Source organism: Marinobacter lutaoensis, from assembly GCF_001981305.1.
In the GTDB taxonomy this organism is placed as follows: domain Bacteria; phylum Pseudomonadota; class Gammaproteobacteria; order Pseudomonadales; family Oleiphilaceae; genus Marinobacter; species Marinobacter lutaoensis.
Genome location: NZ_MSCW01000006.1, coordinates 34,200 through 50,306 on the forward strand (window position 1 = coordinate 34,200; position 16,107 = coordinate 50,306).

The 16,107-nt window shown below is 64.5% G+C and carries 13 protein-coding genes; 1 reads left to right on the forward strand and 12 read right to left on the reverse strand.

Features of this window, described 5'->3' with window-relative positions; genetic code table 11:
* From BTO32_RS08405 to BTO32_RS08460, 12 genes are all read right to left on the reverse strand, one after another.
* On the reverse strand, positions 1-1,626 hold the full coding sequence (locus BTO32_RS08405) for a phytoene desaturase family protein (protein ID WP_076724193.1): 1,626 nt from the start codon (positions 1,624-1,626) through the stop codon (positions 1-3).
* Positions 1,623-2,246 carry a TetR/AcrR family transcriptional regulator gene (locus BTO32_RS08410; protein WP_076724194.1) on the reverse strand — a complete coding sequence of 208 codons (624 nt, stop codon included), beginning with the start codon at positions 2,244-2,246 and terminating at the stop codon, positions 1,623-1,625. The genes BTO32_RS08405 and BTO32_RS08410 overlap by 4 nt, the downstream gene beginning before the upstream one ends.
* A 171-nt stretch (positions 2,247-2,417) precedes the next feature.
* On the reverse strand, positions 2,418-4,106 hold the full coding sequence (locus BTO32_RS08415) for an AMP-binding protein (protein ID WP_076724195.1): 1,689 nt from the start codon (positions 4,104-4,106) through the stop codon (positions 2,418-2,420).
* 53 nt (positions 4,107-4,159) lie between these two features.
* Entirely contained in the window at positions 4,160-4,735 is a 576-nt protein-coding gene (locus BTO32_RS08420) for a peroxidase-related enzyme (RefSeq protein WP_076724196.1), read from the reverse strand.
* A 65-nt stretch (positions 4,736-4,800) separates the two neighbouring features.
* A complete protein-coding gene (locus BTO32_RS08425) occupies positions 4,801-5,709 on the reverse strand; it encodes a hydroxymethylglutaryl-CoA lyase (RefSeq protein WP_076724197.1) in 909 nt (302 codons plus the stop codon).
* Positions 5,709-7,697, reverse strand: a complete 1,989-nt coding sequence (locus BTO32_RS08430; protein WP_076724198.1) for an acetyl/propionyl/methylcrotonyl-CoA carboxylase subunit alpha — start codon at positions 7,695-7,697, stop codon at positions 5,709-5,711. Before BTO32_RS08430 ends, BTO32_RS08425 begins: the two co-directional genes overlap by 1 nt.
* Before the next feature lie 5 nt (positions 7,698-7,702).
* Positions 7,703-8,506, reverse strand: coding sequence for an enoyl-CoA hydratase/isomerase family protein (locus tag BTO32_RS08435; protein WP_076724199.1), 804 nt, complete (start codon positions 8,504-8,506; stop codon positions 7,703-7,705).
* Positions 8,507-8,520: 14 nt separating this feature from the next.
* On the reverse strand, positions 8,521-10,128 hold the full coding sequence (locus tag BTO32_RS08440; RefSeq protein ID WP_076724200.1) for a carboxyl transferase domain-containing protein: 1,608 nt from the start codon (positions 10,126-10,128) through the stop codon (positions 8,521-8,523).
* A 107-nt stretch (positions 10,129-10,235) separates the two neighbouring features.
* The gene (locus BTO32_RS08445; protein ID WP_076724201.1) at positions 10,236-11,402 is read right to left on the reverse strand and encodes an isovaleryl-CoA dehydrogenase; all 1,167 of its coding nucleotides are present in this window, start codon (positions 11,400-11,402) and stop codon (positions 10,236-10,238) included.
* Between the two features lie 55 nt (positions 11,403-11,457).
* The gene (locus tag BTO32_RS08450) at positions 11,458-11,898 is read right to left on the reverse strand and encodes a MerR family transcriptional regulator (RefSeq protein ID WP_076724202.1); all 441 of its coding nucleotides are present in this window, start codon (positions 11,896-11,898) and stop codon (positions 11,458-11,460) included.
* A 193-nt stretch (positions 11,899-12,091) separates the two neighbouring features.
* Entirely contained in the window at positions 12,092-13,684 is a 1,593-nt protein-coding gene (locus BTO32_RS08455; RefSeq protein ID WP_076724203.1) for a fatty acyl-CoA synthetase, read from the reverse strand.
* Between the two features lie 114 nt (positions 13,685-13,798).
* Complete coding sequence (locus BTO32_RS08460; protein WP_217697014.1) at positions 13,799-14,659, reverse strand: AraC family transcriptional regulator; 861 nt, start codon at positions 14,657-14,659, stop codon at positions 13,799-13,801.
* Positions 14,660-14,831: 172 nt separating this feature from the next.
* On the opposite strand from BTO32_RS08460, the gene bktB reads away from it, so the two are divergent.
* On the forward strand, positions 14,832-16,019 hold the full coding sequence (bktB, locus tag BTO32_RS08465) for a beta-ketothiolase BktB (protein ID WP_076724205.1): 1,188 nt from the start codon (positions 14,832-14,834) through the stop codon (positions 16,017-16,019).
* Positions 16,020-16,107 lie beyond the last annotated feature (88 nt).

The window sequence follows — 16,107 nt, forward strand, 5'->3', positions numbered from 1 at the left end:
TTACCCCACGAACATGCGTTTGGCCAGGGGCAGCCCCCTGAGCCCGCTGACCGCGAGGGTGGTCAGAAGACCGCCGATCATCGCGCCCACCACGCCGCAAGTCATCACGTCCTGTCCGGTCAGGTACAGGCCGGGAATGCGGGTTTTCGGCTTCAGCCAGTCCTGTTCGAAACGCTCCGGGGTGTGGTCCAGACCGTAGATCTCGCCCTTGCGGTAACGGCAGAAATAGTCTGTCGACAGCGGTGTGGACAGCTCGTAGTAATCCACTTTGCCTTTCAGTTGGGGAAATTTCTCGTACAGCTTGGCGAGCAGGCGCTGGGCGTATTCTTCTTTTTTGGCTTCGTAATCTTCGCCGCGCTTGCCCCAAGGTTTGTCGGCCCAGTCGGCGTACCACGCGTAGGGGCCGGGCGCGACGATCTCGATGGTGGCCCGGCCGGGATAGCGTGCCGTGAAGGACGGGTCCTTGGCGGACGGGAAGGAAATGTAGACCAGCGGGAGGTCGGTCTGCTCCGGCGCCGCCATGAAGTCGCGGAGGTGGCGCTCGTAGTCCGGGCCGGGGTAGATCCAGTAGTTGGTTTTGGGCAGCCCGAGGTTTTCCGCGGTGTCCTGTAGGCCGATGTACAGGCAGTTGCTGGCCATGGAACGTTCCACGGTGCGCAGCTTCTGCCGGTAGTCGTCCCGGTGCGGCGCGGAGGCCGGCAGCAGGGTGTCAAAGGTGTTGAACACGCCGGCATTGCTGATCACCCGGGGCGCCCGCACCTCGGTGCCGTCGGCCATGCGTACGCCCACCGCCTTGCCCCGTTCGATCAGGATTTCGGCGACATCGGCGTAGGTGAACACCTCGCCTCCGCCGCGCTGGATGACCGGGATGATGGTCTTGGCGATTTCCGAGGCGCCGCCGATGGGGTAGTAGCCGCCATACAGGTAGTGGCGGGCGATCAGCGCGTGGATGATGAAGCTGGATTCCGCCGGCGGCAGGCCGTTGTCGCCCCATTGGCCGGTCAGTACCGCAATCAGTTCCTGATGACCGGTCAGGCTCTCCAGCACTTCCCGGGTCGGTTTGTTGAGGAACGCCGGCGCTCTGCGGTTCACCCGCTTGCGCAGCGGCCCGGCGACGAGATCCGGCAGCACCTTGCCCAGTACCAGCCCAGGCATGGCCTTGGCGACCTGGCGCAGATAGTCGAGGTAGGTGTCGATGGCCCGTTCCTCCCCGGGGAAAGCCCGTGCGAGTTCGGCTTTGAAAGCCTCGGGCCCGGCGACCAGATCCACGTGCCGGTCGCCCAGGAAGATTCGGTCGTAGTGGTCGTTCAGCGGCGCCCATTTCAGTTGGCCGTCGGTGATGTGGTCGAGCAGGCGCCTGCCCAGGGTCCGGTCCGAGCCCATGTCTCCGATGTAGTGCACGCCCACGTCCCACTCGTACCCGTTGCGGTCGTAGCTGTGGGTGAAACCGCCGGCGGTGTAGTGCTGCTCGAACACCACCACTTTTTTGCCCAGTTTGCTCAGGCAGGCGGCGGTGGTGAGACCACCAATGCCGGAGCCGATGACAATCGCGTCGTAGGGGCCGTCCAGGCGGTTGGCCCGGTAGCGGCGGCCAACTCGGAGGGTACTGGGTTTGGGGCTGCTCATGAGGTGAGGTCCTGTTGGGGGTGTTGTTGGTGATCGGATCGGGCGCCGTCCAGTAGAAGGGTCAGTACGCCTTCGGTCAGTAACGGTTCCGCCCGGGTGTCCGGCAGGTGGCCGTCGATGCTGAGCTGGGCCAGGCCGTGTACCAGTGACCAGGCGGCGGCGGTCATCAGGGCCAGGGGCAGGGGCTTCAGGTAGCCCGCGCTCTGGCCCCGGGCCACGGTGTCCTCCAGAACCTGGAAGGCGCCGCGGCCGGCCTCATCGAGGCGCGGGTGTACTCCCTTGGGTAGCACCCGGCCGCCGAACATCAGCCGGTACAGGTTGGGTTCGTCCCGGGCGAAGGATACGTACACCCGACCAATGTCGATGAGGGCCCGGCGGGGCTCGGACGGGTCCACCGCCCGCAGCCGCGCCCGCAATGCCTCGAAACCGGTGACGGCCAGCTCCGCCAGCAGGCTGTCCCGGTCGGAGAAGTGGCGGTACAGGGCCGGAGCGCTGACGCCGAGCCGCTTGGCCAGGGCACGCAGACTGATGGCGGTGTCGCCGTGCTCGCGCAGGGTGGTCATCGCCAGTTGCTGCGCCTGTTGTGCCAAGTCGCCGTGGTGGTAGGCTGGTCTGGCCATGGGCTCTCCTTTGAGCTTGAACCGGTGGTGCGAAGTTAACGATGATAACAATGTTAACGTCGATAACATCACGGTGAGCCGGTTGCCGTCAACCGTTTTTTGCTTTCCCACACAGCAAGAACCCCGGTCAGCGGCCGGGGTTCTTGCTTTTACTGGCAGGGTTGAGGGGCGTTACTTCTTCAGCCCCATTTCCTCGATGGAGATTTCCCGCATCTTGAACTTCTGGATCTTGCCGGTGACGGTCATCGGGAAGGAATCCACGAACTTGTAGTTCCTCGGGATCTTGAAGTGGGCGATTTTGCCCTTGCAGAAGGCCTGCAGGTCCTCGCCGGTAACCGGCTCGGCGTCCGGGCGCAGTTTCACCCAGGCAATCAGCTCCTCACCGTATTTCTCATCCGGAATGCCGGTGACCTGCACTTCCTCGATGGCCGGGTGGGTGTACAGGAACTCCTCGATTTCCTTCGGATAGATGTTCTCGCCACCGCGGATCACCATGTCCTTGATGCGCCCGACGATCTGGATGTAGCCGTCCTCGTCCATGGTGGCGAGGTCACCGGTGTGCATCCAGCCGGCCTCGTCGATGGCTTCGCGGGTTTTCTCCTCGTTGTTCCAGTACTTGAGCATCACGCTGTAGCCCCGGGTGCAGAGTTCGCCGATCTCGCCTCGGGGCACCACGTTGCCGGTGGCCGGGTCGATGATCTTGGTTTCCAGGTGCGGCTGGGTCCGGCCGACGGTGGTGACCTGCTTCTCGAACGGGTCGTTGGAGCTGGTTTGGGTGGAAACCGGGCTGGTTTCGGTCATGCCGTAGGCAATCTGCACTTCCTTCATGTGCATCTTGCTGTTGACCTTTTTCATGACTTCCGCCGGGCAGATGGAGCCGGCCATGATGCCGGTGCGCAAGCTGGACAGGTCGTAGGACTCGAACTCCGGTTCGGCCAGTTCGGCGATGAACATGGTCGGGACGCCGTACAGGGCGGTGGCCTTCTCCTGGTGCACGGCCTCCAGCACCTTTTTCGGTTCAAAGCCCTCGCTCGGGTAGATCATGGTGGCCCCGTGGGTGATGCAGCCGAGGTTACCCATGACCATGCCGAAGCAGTGATACAGGGGCACCGGGATGACCATGCGGTCCTTCTCGCTCAGGCGCTGGCTTTCACCCACGAAGTAGCCGTTATTGAGGATGTTGTGGTGGGTGAGGGTGGCCCCCTTGGGATTGCCGGTGGTACCGGAGGTGAACTGGATGTTGATGGGGTCGTCGAACTGGAGTTCGTCCTGGCGCTGTTCCAGCTGCGCCTGGCTGACCGCGCCGGCGTGGGAGAGGAACTCCTGCCAGGTCCACATGCCGTCGTGGCGGTCTTCGTGCACGTTGATCACCGCCCGCAGTTCCGGCACGGCTTCCGCCTTGAGCTTGCCGGGCGCGCTGCGCTTGAGTTCCGGCGCCAGCTCGTAAAGCATCGCCCGGTAGTTGGAGGTCTTGAAGCGGTCGGCGGTCACCAGCACGCTGATGCCGGCCAGGTTCATGGCGTACTGGAGTTCATGCACGCCGTAGGCCGGGTTGATGTTGACCAGAATGGCGCCCACCTTGGCGGTGGCGAACTGGGTCACGGTCCACTCGTAACGGTTCGGCGACCAGATGCCGACTCGGTCGCCCCGCTTGACGCCGATGGCCATGAAGGCCCGGGCGGCCTCGTTGACCTTTTCGACGAATTCCCGGTAGGTCCACCGGATGCCCTGATGCAGGCAGACCAAGGCCTCGTTGTCCGGGAACTGCTCGGCGGTGCGGTCGAGCATCTCGCCGATGGTCATGCCGAGCAGGGGAACCTCGGCGGTACCGCTGGTGTAGCTGGGTAGAGTCTTGCGCATATCTCTGCCTCCCATTGTTGTTGTAGTCGAGGGCGAGCAAGCGGTTAGGCTTGCTAGCGGCTCTGGCTGTGATATTCGGGGTTGGGTTGCATGTCGCTGGCGATCGCGACGCGGTTGGACATGTTGTAGAAGCCGACCAGGTTGCTCAGGTCCCAGATGGCCCGGTCGCTGAATCCGGCGTCCCGCAGGGCCTGGGTGTCCGCCTCGGTGACCTGTGCCGGGGTGCGGGTCAGTTTCGAGGCGAAGTCGAGCATGGCCCGCTGCCTCGGTTCCAGGCGCGCACTGCGGTAGTTCATCACCAGGTGTTCGCCCAGGGCGGGGTCGCCACTGAGAACGCGCACGGCGGCGCCGTGGGCCACCAGGCAATAGAAGCACTTGTTCTCCGAGGAGACCACCACGGCCACCATTTCTCGTTCCAGCTTGCTCAGCTCGCCGTCGCCGAGCATCAGCTCGTTGTACAAGCGGGTGAAGCCTTCCAGCTGTTTGAGGTTGTGGCTGTAAGCGGTGAGGACATTGGGGATCAGGCCGAGTTTTTCCTGGCAGATCTCAAAGTACTTGCGGGTGTCTTCCGGCAGGTCACTGAGTTCCGGAATCGGCAGATCGAGGGCCACGACGTTCTTGTTGTTCATGTTTGGCTTCCTGGTGTCTTTGTAGGATTCTGCGGCAGGCGCTTGTACCCGCCTGCCAGGGTCTGTCATTGGCAGTTGCCGCCCAGTGCCTGGCCAACCTTGGAGCCGTTGTGCCGGCCCAGCTGCTGGCATATCCAGTGGCCGGTTGCGACCAGTTTGTTGAGATCCACGCCGGTGTTGATGCCCAGACCGTTCAGCAGGTATAGCACGTCTTCGGTGGCCACGTTGCCGGAGGCGCCCTTGGCGTAGGGGCAGCCCCCCAAACCCGCCACCGAGGCGTCGATCACCGCCACGCCGTCTTCCAGCACGGCGTACAGGTTGGCCAGGGCCTGGCCATAGGTGTCGTGGAAGTGGGCGGCCAGTTTTTCGACCGGTACGTGCGCTGCGACGGCGTCGAGCATACGTTTGGCCTTCAGCGGCGTGCCGACGCCGATGGTGTCACCCAGGGAAATTTCGTGGCAGCCCATGTCGTACAACGCGCGGGCCACCTCGGCAACTTTGGCCGGCGCGATGTCACCCTCGTAGGGGCAGCCCATGACGGTGGAGACATAGCCCCGCACCGGAATGCCGTGGTTGCGCGCCGCTTCCACCACCGGGGCGAAGCGCTCCAGGCTCTCGGCGATGCTGCAGTTGATGTTCTTGCGGGTGAAGGATTCGGAGGCGGCGCCAAACACCGCCACTTCGTCCACGCCCGCCGCCAGGGCGTTCTCGAAACCCTTGAGGTTGGGGGTGAGGGCGGAGTAGCACACCCCGGGCTTGCGGTGGATGCCGGCCATCACCTCGGCGGCATCGCCCATTTGCGGCACCCACTTCGGTGACACGAAACTGGCCGCCTCGATGTGGGTCAGGCCGCAGTCGGCCAGACGGTCGATCAGCCCGGTCTTGATGGCGGTGGCGATGACCGGGCCGGGCTCGTTCTGCAAGCCGTCCCGGGGGCTCATTTCCACCAGCCGCACCTGTTTGGGAAATGCCATCACGCGCCCTCCCCGGTGTCGATTGCCATCAGCTCGGCGCCCTCCGGCACCTGGTCGCCTTCGGCGAAGAAGATCTCGGTGACGACGCCGTCGGCGGGAGCCTTGATGGCGTGTTCCATTTTCATGGCTTCCATGATGACCAGGGTCTGGCCGGCACTGACGCTGTCGCCCACCTTCACCTGGATGGCCACCACGGCACCGTTCATGGGCGCCGCGAGGCTGCCCTCGGAGGCCAGTTCCTCGAAGCCGTAGGTTTCCTGGTACAGCGAGCACTTGAAGGTGTCGCCCTCGTGGAACAACACCAGGTCGTCGTCGTGCAGATGGCCATGCACGCTGATGCGGTGGCCGTTGATGACGGCTTGCAGGTAGTCGTCGTCCAGGCGGGCGTTGAGATGGTAGGTGCTGTCGCCCAGGAGTACCAGGTAGCGGTCGTCCCGCTCCAGGATTTTCAGTTCGTGGATGTCGTCACCCACCTGCAGTTTGAGTGGCTGGGCGTACTCGGAGTTCATGCGCCAGCTGTTCTTGCGGCCGAACGGCGACCAGGGATCGGCGGTGACCGGTTCCGCCGACTTGCGTTGTTCCAGCACGAACGCGGCGGCCAGAACCAGCGCCTTGTCGGTGTCCAGCCGGGCTTTCGGGAACAGCAGCGACTCGTGCTGGCCGATGAAGTGAGTGGTCAGCTCCGCCTCGCGGAACGGCTGCGAATCCACCAGGGCCCGCAGGAATCGGATGTTGGTCCGGACGCCGGCAATGCGGTACTGCTCCAGGGCCTGGACCATGCGGTTGATGGCCTGCTCCCGGGTTTCGTCCCAGACGATCAGCTTGGCGATCATCGGGTCGTAATGGATGCTGATCTCGTCGCCTTCGGTGACCCCGGTATCCACCCGCACGTGGGCGGATTCATCCGGGGTGCGCAGGTAGCGCAGGGTACCGGTGGCGGGCAGGAAGTCCTGGTCCGGGTCCTCGGCGTAGATGCGGGCTTCCAGGGCATGGCCCCGGGTTTTCACCTGCGCCTGGGCCAGCGGCAGTGGTTCGCCCCAGGCCACCTTGAGCTGCCATTCCACCAGATCCAGGCCGGTGACCATTTCGGTGACCGGGTGCTCGACCTGCAAGCGGGTGTTCATTTCCATAAAGAAGAAGGAACCGTCCACGTCGTACAGGAATTCGACGGTGCCGGCACCCACGTAGTCAATGGCCTGGGCTGCCCGCACGGCGGCTTCGCCCATGGCCTGACGGACCTCTTCCGACAGTCCGGGTGCGGGGGCTTCCTCCAGCACCTTCTGGTGCCGGCGCTGCACCGAGCAGTCCCGTTCGGCCAGATAGATGCCGTTGCCGTGCCGGTCGCAGAACACCTGGATTTCCACATGCCGCGGTTGGGTGAGGTAGCGCTCGATCAGCATGTCGGGGTTGCCGAAGGCATTGCGGGCCTCGCGCTGGGCGGCGGCCAGGGCGTCGTCGAACTCGGCCAGGCGTTCCACCACCCGCATGCCCTTGCCGCCGCCACCGGCGACGGCTTTCAGCAGCAGCGGGAAACCGCACTTTTCAGCTTCCGCGCGCAGCAGGTCGGGAGACTGGTCGGCGCCATGATAACCCGGCACCAGCGGCACGCCAGCGGTTTCCATGATGGACTTGGCGGCGGATTTGGAGCCCATGGCGGCAATGGCCGAGGAGGGCGGCCCGATGAAAACCAGGCCATGGGCTTCGCAGGCCTCGGCGAACCCGGCGTTCTCGGAGAGGAAACCGTAGCCGGGGTGGATGGCCTGGGCGCCGCTGCGCTTGGCGATGTCGATGATGAGGTCGCCCCTCAGGTAGCTTTCGGCACTGGGCGCGGGGCCGAGCCGGAAGGCTTCGTCGGCCAGGGCCACGTGGCGGGCGTTGGCGTCGGCGTCGGAATAGACGGCAACGCAGCGGATCCCCATCCGGTGGGCGGTCTGGATGATGCGGCAGGCGATCTCGCCCCGGTTGGCGATCAGAATCTTGCTGAACATGGTGGTTATTCCTCCGGAACCCAGTTGGCCTTGCGCTTGTTGAGGAAGGCGCTGAGCCCTTCCTGGCCCTCTTCGCTTACCCGGATGTCGGCAATGCGCTGGGCGGTGTCTTCGATCACGTGGTCGTCGATCGGCGAGTGACTGACGGCGAACACCAGGTCCTTGGCCGCCTTCATTGCGTCGGGACCGTTCTTGGCCAGCTGTTGCAGCAGCTCGTCGCACCGTTGTTCCAGCGCGGCCATGTCTTCGCAGACGACGTGCACCAGGCCGTAATCCCGCGCCTGCCAGGCGCTGAACACTTCGGCGGACAGGAAGTAGCGACGGGCCTGGCGCTCGCCGATGGCGCGCACCACGTAGGGGCTGATGACGGCCGGGATGAGGCCGAGTTTCACTTCGCTCAGGCAGAAGCTGGACTGTTCGGTGGCCAGCACGATGTCGCAGCAGGCAGCAAGCCCCACGGCACCGCCGTAGGCGGCACCCTGGACCAGGCCGATCACCGGCTTGCTCAGGCCGTTGAGCACGGCCATCAGGCGCGCCAGCTGGCGGGCGTCGTCCAGGTTTTCCTGGCGGCTGTTGCCGGCCATGCGCCGCATCCACGCCAGATCGGCGCCGGCGGAGAAGTGCTTGCCCTCGGAGCGCAGAATCACCACCCGGGTGCCGGTGTCGGCGTTGACGTCGGTGAGGGCGTGAATCAGCTGCTGGATGATCACGTCGTCGAAGGCGTTGCGTTTGTCGGGACGGTTCAGCACGACCTCGGTGACGCCGCCGTCACGGCGACGGAGCAGAACCGCGGATTCCTGTTCGGTCATGGTGTTTCTCCCGGTTACATGCGGAACACGCCGAAGCGTGTCGGTTGGGCCGGCCGGTTCAGCGCGGCGGATAGGCTCAGCGCCACCACTTCTCGGGTCTGGGCCGGGTCGATCACGCCGTCGTCCCAGAGGCGGGCGCTGGCGTAGTAAGGGTGGCCCTGATGTTCGTACTTCTCGGTGATGGGGCGCTTGAAGGCGGCCTCGTCTTCCTCGCTCCAGCGTTCACCCTTGCGCTCCAGGCCCTCACGGCGTACCTGGGCCAGGACGTTGGCCGCCTGTTCGCCGCCCATCACGGAGATGCGGGCGTTGGGCCACATCCACAGGAAGTCGGGGCTGTAGGCGCGGCCGCACATGCCGTAGTTGCCGGCGCCGTAGCTGCCGCCGATGAGCACGGTGATCTTGGGCACTTCGGCACAGGCGACGGCCATGACCATCTTGGCGCCGTGCTTGGCGATACCTTCGGACTCATACTTCCGGCCGACCATGAAGCCGGTGATGTTCTGGAGGAACAGCAGCGGGATGTTGCGCTGGCAGCACAGTTCGATGAAATGGGCGCCCTTCTGGGCGGATTCGCTGAACAGGATGCCGTTGTTGGCGATGATGCCCACTGGGTAGCCGTGAATGTGGGCGAAGCCGGTGACCAGGGTCTGGCCGTAGTAGCGTTTGAACTCGTCGAACTCGGAGCCGTCGACGATGCGGGCGATGACGTCGCGCACGTCGAACGGCTTGCGCAGGTCGGTGCCGACGATGCCGTAGATTTCCTCGGCGTCGTACAGCGGTGCCTTCGGTTTCTGGACTTCCACGGGAACCGGTTTGCGGCGGTTGAGGTTGGCAACGCAGCGGCGGGCGATTTCCAGGGCGTGGGCGTCATTCTCGGCGTAGTGGTCGGCGACGCCGGAGACTTTGCAGTGTACGTCGGCGCCGCCCAGGTCCTCGGCGCTGACCACTTCACCGGTGGCGGCTTTCACCAGCGGCGGGCCGGCCAGGAAGATGGTGCCCTGGTTGCGCACGATGATGGACTCGTCGGCCATGGCGGGCACATAGGCACCGCCGGCGGTGCACAGGCCCATGACAACAGCGATCTGGGGGATGCCGGCGGCGGACATACGAGCCTGGTTGTAGAAGATGCGGCCGAAGTGGTCACGGTCGGGGAAGACTTCGTCCTGATGTGGCAGGTTGGCGCCGCCGGAATCGACCAGGTAGATGCAGGGCAGGTGATTCTGCATGGCGATTTCCTGGGCGCGCAGGTGTTTTTTGACGGTGAGCGGGTAGTAGCTGCCGCCTTTGACGGTGGCGTCGTTGGCGACGATCATGCACTCGACGCCGGACACCCGGCCGATGCCGGCGATGACGCCGGCGGCGGGCACTTCCTCGGCGTAAACGTTGTAGGCGGCAAACTGGCCGATTTCCAGAAACGGCGAGCCGTCGTCCAGCAGCCGGTTGATGCGCTCACGGGGCAGCAGCTTGCCACGGGCGACGTGGCGTTCCTGATAAGCGGGGCCACCGCCCTGCTGAATCTTTTCGACTTTTTCTCGGAGGTCGGCGACGGCTTGTTGCATGGCCTGATGGTTGGCCTGGAATTCGTCGGACCTTGGGTTGATTTTGCTTTGGAGCACGGTCATTGGTTCGTATCCCTCGGTTTGGGCGCGTCCGGGTCTGGCGGGGTGTTCTGGAAAGAGCACCCCGTCAGACCCTCGTCCAACCTTGTCGGTGGATTCGGTGCAGAGACTTACTTGTTCAGGAACAGCTCGCGACCGATCAGCATCCGTCGGATTTCAGAGGTTCCAGCGCCGATTTCGTAGAGTTTCGCGTCCCGCAGCAGGCGGCCGGTCGGGTATTCGTTGATGTAGCCGTTGCCGCCCAGCAGCTGGATGGCGTCCAGCGCCAGTTTGGTGGCCATTTCCGCGGAGTAGAGGATGGCGCCGGCGGCGTCCTTGCGGGTGGTTTCGCCCCGGTCGGCGGACTGGGCGACCATGTAGACGTAGGACTTGGCGGCGTTCATTTGGGTGTACATGTCGGCGACTTTGCCCTGCACCAGTTCAAATTCGCCGATGGCCTGGCCGAACTGTTTGCGCTCGCGGATGTAGGGGACCACCACATCCATGGCGGCCTGCATGATGCCCAGCGGGCCGCCGGACAGGACGAGCCGTTCGTAGTCCAGGCCGCTCATCAGGACGCGGGCGCCACCGCCCACTTCGCCCAGAATGTTTTCCTTGGGTACCGGGCAATCCTGGAATACCAGCTCACAGGTGTTGGAGCCACGCATGCCCAGTTTGTCCAGTTTCTGGTGGCGGCTGAAGCCGGGGAAGTCGCGCTCGACGATGAAGGCGGTGATGCCCCGGGATCCGCCCTGGGGATCGGTCTTGGCGTAGATGACGTAGACGTTGGCATCCGGGCCGTTGGTGATCCACATCTTGTTGCCGTTGAGGACGTAGTGGTCGCCGGCGTCACGGGCGGTGAGTTTCATGGAGACGACGTCGGAACCGGCATTCGGCTCGGACATGGCCAGGGCGCCGATGTGTTCGCCGCTGACCAGTTTGGGCAGGTATTTGCGTTTCTGTTCTTCGGTGCCGTTGCGGTGAATCTGGTTCACGCACAGGTTGGAGTGGGCGCCGTAAGAAAGGCCAACGGAGGCGGAGGCCCGGCTGATTTCTTCCATGGCGATGACGTGGGCCAGGTAGCCCATGTCGGCACCGCCGTACTCCTCCTTCACGGTAATACCCAGCAGGCCCATGTCGCCGAGCTTACGCCAGAGATCCATGGGGAACTCGTTGTCCCGGTCGATGTCGGCGGCCCGGGGCGCGATTTCTGCGGCGGCGAAGCTGTTGACTTGCTCGCGGAGCATGTCGAGGGTTTCACCAAGGCCGAAATTGAGCTCTGAGTACTGTGATTTCATTGTTGGCTACCTTTGTGTCTTGTGATTGTTGTCCCGCCAACCATGGTCTGCGGGGTTATGTCTCTTCGACTTCTTCCGGTGCCTCGGTCAGCCCCATGACTTGCTTCTTTTTCTGGAGCTCGGCCAGGGCCTCCCGGCAGCGCGCCTCGGCGGTTTCCATTTCCATCTCCGCCTGGGCGATGTCGTTCTTTTGTTGTTCCAGCTGGGCCCGTTTCTCCTCCAGGATCTTCAGCATTTTCTTCAGCTGTTTCTCATTCCCGGTCGGGGTTTCGTCCCAGAGGTCGAACAGTTCCTTGGTTTCGGCGAGGGAAAAGCCCATGCGCTTGCCGCGCAGAATCAGCTTCAGGCGAACCCGGTCCTTGGTGCTGAAGATCCGGGTCTGGCCCTTGCGCTTGGGTTTGAGCAGGCCCTGATCCTCGTAGAAGCGGATGCTCCGGGTGGTGACGTCAAACTCCTGGGACAGTTCGCTGATGCTGAAGGTGCGTTTTTCGGACATGGCGATTCCCCTTTTTTGACCTAGGTTAGATGAAGTTTACGTAAACGTAAAGTGGTTTCAGGGTGATTCTGTGGTGTCACGCACGGCGCGGGCGCGGCCGGCACGATCCGCGATCTTGCGGCATTGTAACAGGGGCGGAGGCGTCGGGGATCGGCGTCGTGGGCGCTGGGCGCGCCCACGGGCTGAGGGGGGATCAGTCGTTGGTGTCCAGAGGCGCGAATGTCTCCCGCAGTTTCCGTTTCAGGAGTTTGCCCGCCGTGTTTTTGGGGAGCTGGGGCACGAAGCGGATGTGCTTGGGCACCTTGAACGGGGCCAGGTTGGCGCGCGCGTGGGTCAGCAGGGATTCGGCATCCTCGGGGTGGCCGTCCTTGACCACCACCACGGCGCAAATGGCTTCGATCCATTTGTCATCCGGGACGCCGATCACGGCGACTTCGGCCACGGCGTCATGGCGATACAGCACGTCTTCCACGTCACGGCTGGCGACCAGGACGCCGCCGGTGTTCACCACGTCCTTGATGCGGTCAACGACATACAGATACCCCGCCTCGTCCCGGTAGCCGAGATCCCCGGAGTGGAACCAGCCATCCCGGAAGGCGTCCTCGGTGGCCTCGGGCTTATCCCAGTATCCGACCATGAGCTGGGGGGAGCGGTGGACGATTTCCCCCGGCTCCCCGGGTGGGCAGTCCTGTCCGGTCAGCGGGTCGACAATGCGGGTCAGCACCGTGTTCAGCGGACGACCGGCGGAGGTGGGCCGGGCGCCGTGCTCGTCCGGCAGGAGAACCGTGGCCAGGGGGGCAATTTCACTTTGGCCGTAACAGTTGTATAAGCCGGCATCCGGCAGCCGCCGGCCCAGCTCATCGACCACCTGGGCGGGCATGATGGAGGCCCCGTAGTAGAGCTTGGTCATGTGCCGGAGCCGGTCCTCGTCGAAGGCCGGGTGCCGCAGCAGGGAAATCCAGACGGTGGGCGGCGCGAAGAAGGCGTTCAGACGCTCTTCCGCCAGCAGGCTGAGAATGGCTTCGGGCGTGGGGGTGTGAATCAGTCGGCTGTAGCCGCCGGTGAGCAGCATGGGCATTGTGAACACGTGCATCTGGGCCGAGTGGTACAGGGGCAGGGCGGCCAGCGAGCGGTCGTCGGCCCGGATGTCCAGGTGGTACTGGCAGGCGCCGTACTCGGTCAGCAGAGAGCGGTGGGTGTGCATGGCCCCCTTGGGGTCGGAGGTGGTGCCGGAGGTGTAGAGAATCTGCACCACGTCAGTGTCCGTCAGCTCCAGCGTCGGTGGCGAGTCCTCGCCCGGCGCTCGGGCCATGGCCAGCACGTCCGGGTTGCCGCCGCCATGCAGGCTACCGGCGATGGCGATGTTCAGGTCTTGCTGGACGGCATCGACTTGGGGTTGCAGGTCCGTGTCGGCAAACAGCGCGTGACAGCCGGACTGGCTCAGTATGTAGGCGAGCTCCTGGTGCACCAGGGCATAGTTGACCGGAACATGGATCAGCCCGGCCTTGGTACAGGCCAGCCAGAGCAGGAGGTAGGCGTCGGAGTTTCGGCCATAGGCCGCGACCCGGTCACCCTTGTTCAGCCCGAGGCCGGTCAGCCGGTGGGCCAACCGGTTGCTGGCGAGCTCCAGTTCGGTGAAAGTCCAGAGGCGATCTCCGAACGCGAGCGCCGGGCGGCTGCCGTTGCGGGCGGCGGATCGGGCGACGGCATCGCCGATGGTGTTACGGGATGCCCGGTGAATATCGGCAGGCGTTGCGGCGGGGGTCGCGGCACGGGAGTCGGTCATGTATCCACCTCACATTCGTTGTTGTTGTCGGGGGTTCAGCCATTAATGCAGACGGCCCGGCTCCGGGGAATGACCGGACAGGTCGAAAAAGTTGACCCAAACGGACAGGACGGGTCAGTCGTTCCAGTGGGAGGGAGACTTGCCGGTCCAGCGCTTGAAGGCCCGGCAGAAGGAAGCGGTTTCCGAGAAACCCACCCGTTCGCTGATTTCGGCAATGGTGAGGTTCTCCGTGCTCATCAGCCGGATCGCGTGTTCCCGTCGCAGGGATGTCTTGATGTCGCGCAGGGAGGTGCCTTCCTCCTGGAGTTTCCGGCCGATGCTCCGGGGCGTCATGTGCAGCTGTCGGGCCAGCGCCTCCAGGCCGGGCATGTCGCTGTAACTGTAGGCCGACAGCAGGGCCCGCACCCGGTGGCCCAGGCTTCCGTCCTGGCTTGGCCGGTGCAGAATGTAGGCGGGTGCCGGATAGCTGAACCGGGTGGTGGCGAAGGGAATTCGCTGGCTGACCCACCAGCAGCTGAAGCGTTGCCACATCAGCAGCAGAAACTCCTGCAGCAGGTGGTCCGAATCCTGGCGGCTGTCGCGCAGGCTGAGGCGGAAAAACACCTGCCGGTCGCCCCCCGGGTCGTGGGGCTCGAAGCCGATGTCCAGATTGTCGCAGAGGGTCCGGTAAAAGCGTGCGCTTTTTCTCAGGATGGCGCCCAGGGTGGCTGAACCGAGGCAGTAGTCCGCCATCAGTGCAAAGGTGCCGAGGTGGCAGGCGTGGGTGGAAAAGCCCATGAACTCGTCCCGGGTGCACCGCCAGACGGTCTGGATCAGCCGGGTGAGCTGTGCTTCGGTGATGCGCCGGTCGGGCTGGCGCAGCCATTGCGCCGGGATACCGGCCTGCGCCAGCAGCGCCTCCGGCGGGTGCCCCAGGCGCTCCGCCCCCCGGACGGTGGCCCGCAGGTAGTGGTTGAGGATATGGGCTTTGGTCATGGTGTTGCGCAACGGGTTAATTTTTTCGGCTGCACGGGCCATTCCCGGCGGCCGGAATACGCGGTTAAATGGTGCGCCGCGCTGTCGCGTCATTTAATAACAAGGTCGTGTTGCCGGCAAACCCGTGGGGCGTGATCCGGCAGCCTGTTCCGATTGAGTGAGGAGATTCGATATGAAACTGCAAGACGTGGTGATCCTGGATGGCTGTCGCACCGCCATCGGGAGCTTTGGCGGCAGCCTGAGCAGTCTGGGGCCGGCGGAGCTGGGTACCTGGGCGGCGAAGGAGGCCATTCGGCGCTCGGGTGTGCCGGCGGAGGCCATCGATCACTCGGTGTTCGGCCACATCATTCCCACCGGGCCCCAGGATGCCTACGTGGCGCGCCACATTGCCCTGAATTCCGGGCTGCGGAAAACCTCGGCGGCCTTCAACGTCAATCGCCTGTGCGGCTCCGGTGTGCAGGCGGTGATCAGCGCGGCGCAGATGATTGCTCTGGGGGACAGTACCCTGGCTCTGGCCGGCGGTGCCGAGAGCATGAGCCAGGGGGCCTACGTCATGCCGAACGTGCGCAAGGGCCTGCGCATGGGCGACGGCAAGGTGATCGACATGACCGTGGGCACTCTGACCGATCCCTTCGGCAGTGGCCATATGGGCATGACCGCCGAGCGGATCGCGGAGCAGTACGGTCTCAGTCGCGAGGACCTGGATGCCTTCTCGGCGGAAAGTCACCGCCGGGCGGCCGAGGCCATCGAGAAAGGCTATTTCAAGGACCAGATCGTGCCGGTCACCGTGCGTCAGGGCCGCAACGAGTTCGTCTTCGAGCAGGATGAGCACGTGCGTCCGGGTACCACGGCGGCAAGCCTGGCCGGTCTCAAGCCGGTGTTCAAGCCGGATGGCGTGGTCACCGCCGGCAACGCCTCTGGCATCAACGACGGCGCTGCCGCCCTGGTGCTGACCCACATCGCCGAGGCCGAGAAACGTGGCCTGACGCCCCGTGCCCGGCTGCTGGGGTACGCGTTCGCCGGGGTTGAGCCGGGGGTCATGGGGCTGGGGCCGATTCCGGCGGTGCGCCGGGTATTGGAGAATACCGGCCTGTCGGTGGACGACCTGGACGTGATCGAATCCAACGAGGCGTTTGCTGCCCAGGCGCTGGCGGTCAGCCGCGAGCTGGGGTTGCCGGAGGACCGGGTGAACCCCAACGGCGGCGCGGTCGCGCTGGGGCATCCGGTGGGGGCGACCGGTGCCATCCTCATCGTTAAGACCCTGGCGGAGCTGGAGCGTCGGGGTGGCCGTCGCGGCCTGATCACCATGTGCATCGGAGGTGGGCAGGGCATTGCCCTGATCATCGAACGGTTCTCCTGATCGATGTGGCGGTTTCCTTTTCGGGGTTGAATTAGGTAAAGTTTACGTAAACGTAAAGCCTGGTTCGGCTCCGTACGGTGCCGTCGCT

What these genes read in the sequence shown, in the direction of transcription:
- BTO32_RS08405 (WP_076724193.1), bottom strand. Translation starts at nt 1,626, where the DNA reads ATGAGCAGCCCCAAACCCAGTACCCTCCGAGTTGGCCGCCGCTACCGG.
- BTO32_RS08410 (WP_076724194.1), bottom strand. Translation starts at nt 2,246, where the DNA reads ATGGCCAGACCAGCCTACCACCACGGCGACTTGGCACAACAGGCGCAG.
- BTO32_RS08415 (WP_076724195.1), bottom strand. Translation starts at nt 4,106, where the DNA reads ATGCGCAAGACTCTACCCAGCTACACCAGCGGTACCGCCGAGGTTCCC.
- BTO32_RS08420 (WP_076724196.1), bottom strand. Translation starts at nt 4,735, where the DNA reads ATGAACAACAAGAACGTCGTGGCCCTCGATCTGCCGATTCCGGAACTC.
- BTO32_RS08425 (WP_076724197.1), bottom strand. Translation starts at nt 5,709, where the DNA reads ATGGCATTTCCCAAACAGGTGCGGCTGGTGGAAATGAGCCCCCGGGAC.
- BTO32_RS08430 (WP_076724198.1), bottom strand. Translation starts at nt 7,697, where the DNA reads ATGTTCAGCAAGATTCTGATCGCCAACCGGGGCGAGATCGCCTGCCGC.
- BTO32_RS08435 (WP_076724199.1), bottom strand. Translation starts at nt 8,506, where the DNA reads ATGACCGAACAGGAATCCGCGGTTCTGCTCCGTCGCCGTGACGGCGGC.
- BTO32_RS08440 (WP_076724200.1), bottom strand. Translation starts at nt 10,128, where the DNA reads ATGACCGTGCTCCAAAGCAAAATCAACCCAAGGTCCGACGAATTCCAG.
- BTO32_RS08445 (WP_076724201.1), bottom strand. Translation starts at nt 11,402, where the DNA reads ATGAAATCACAGTACTCAGAGCTCAATTTCGGCCTTGGTGAAACCCTC.
- BTO32_RS08450 (WP_076724202.1), bottom strand. Translation starts at nt 11,898, where the DNA reads ATGTCCGAAAAACGCACCTTCAGCATCAGCGAACTGTCCCAGGAGTTT.
- BTO32_RS08455 (WP_076724203.1), bottom strand. Translation starts at nt 13,684, where the DNA reads ATGACCGACTCCCGTGCCGCGACCCCCGCCGCAACGCCTGCCGATATT.
- BTO32_RS08460 (WP_217697014.1), bottom strand. Translation starts at nt 14,659, where the DNA reads ATGACCAAAGCCCATATCCTCAACCACTACCTGCGGGCCACCGTCCGG.
- bktB (WP_076724205.1), top strand. Translation starts at nt 14,832, where the DNA reads ATGAAACTGCAAGACGTGGTGATCCTGGATGGCTGTCGCACCGCCATC.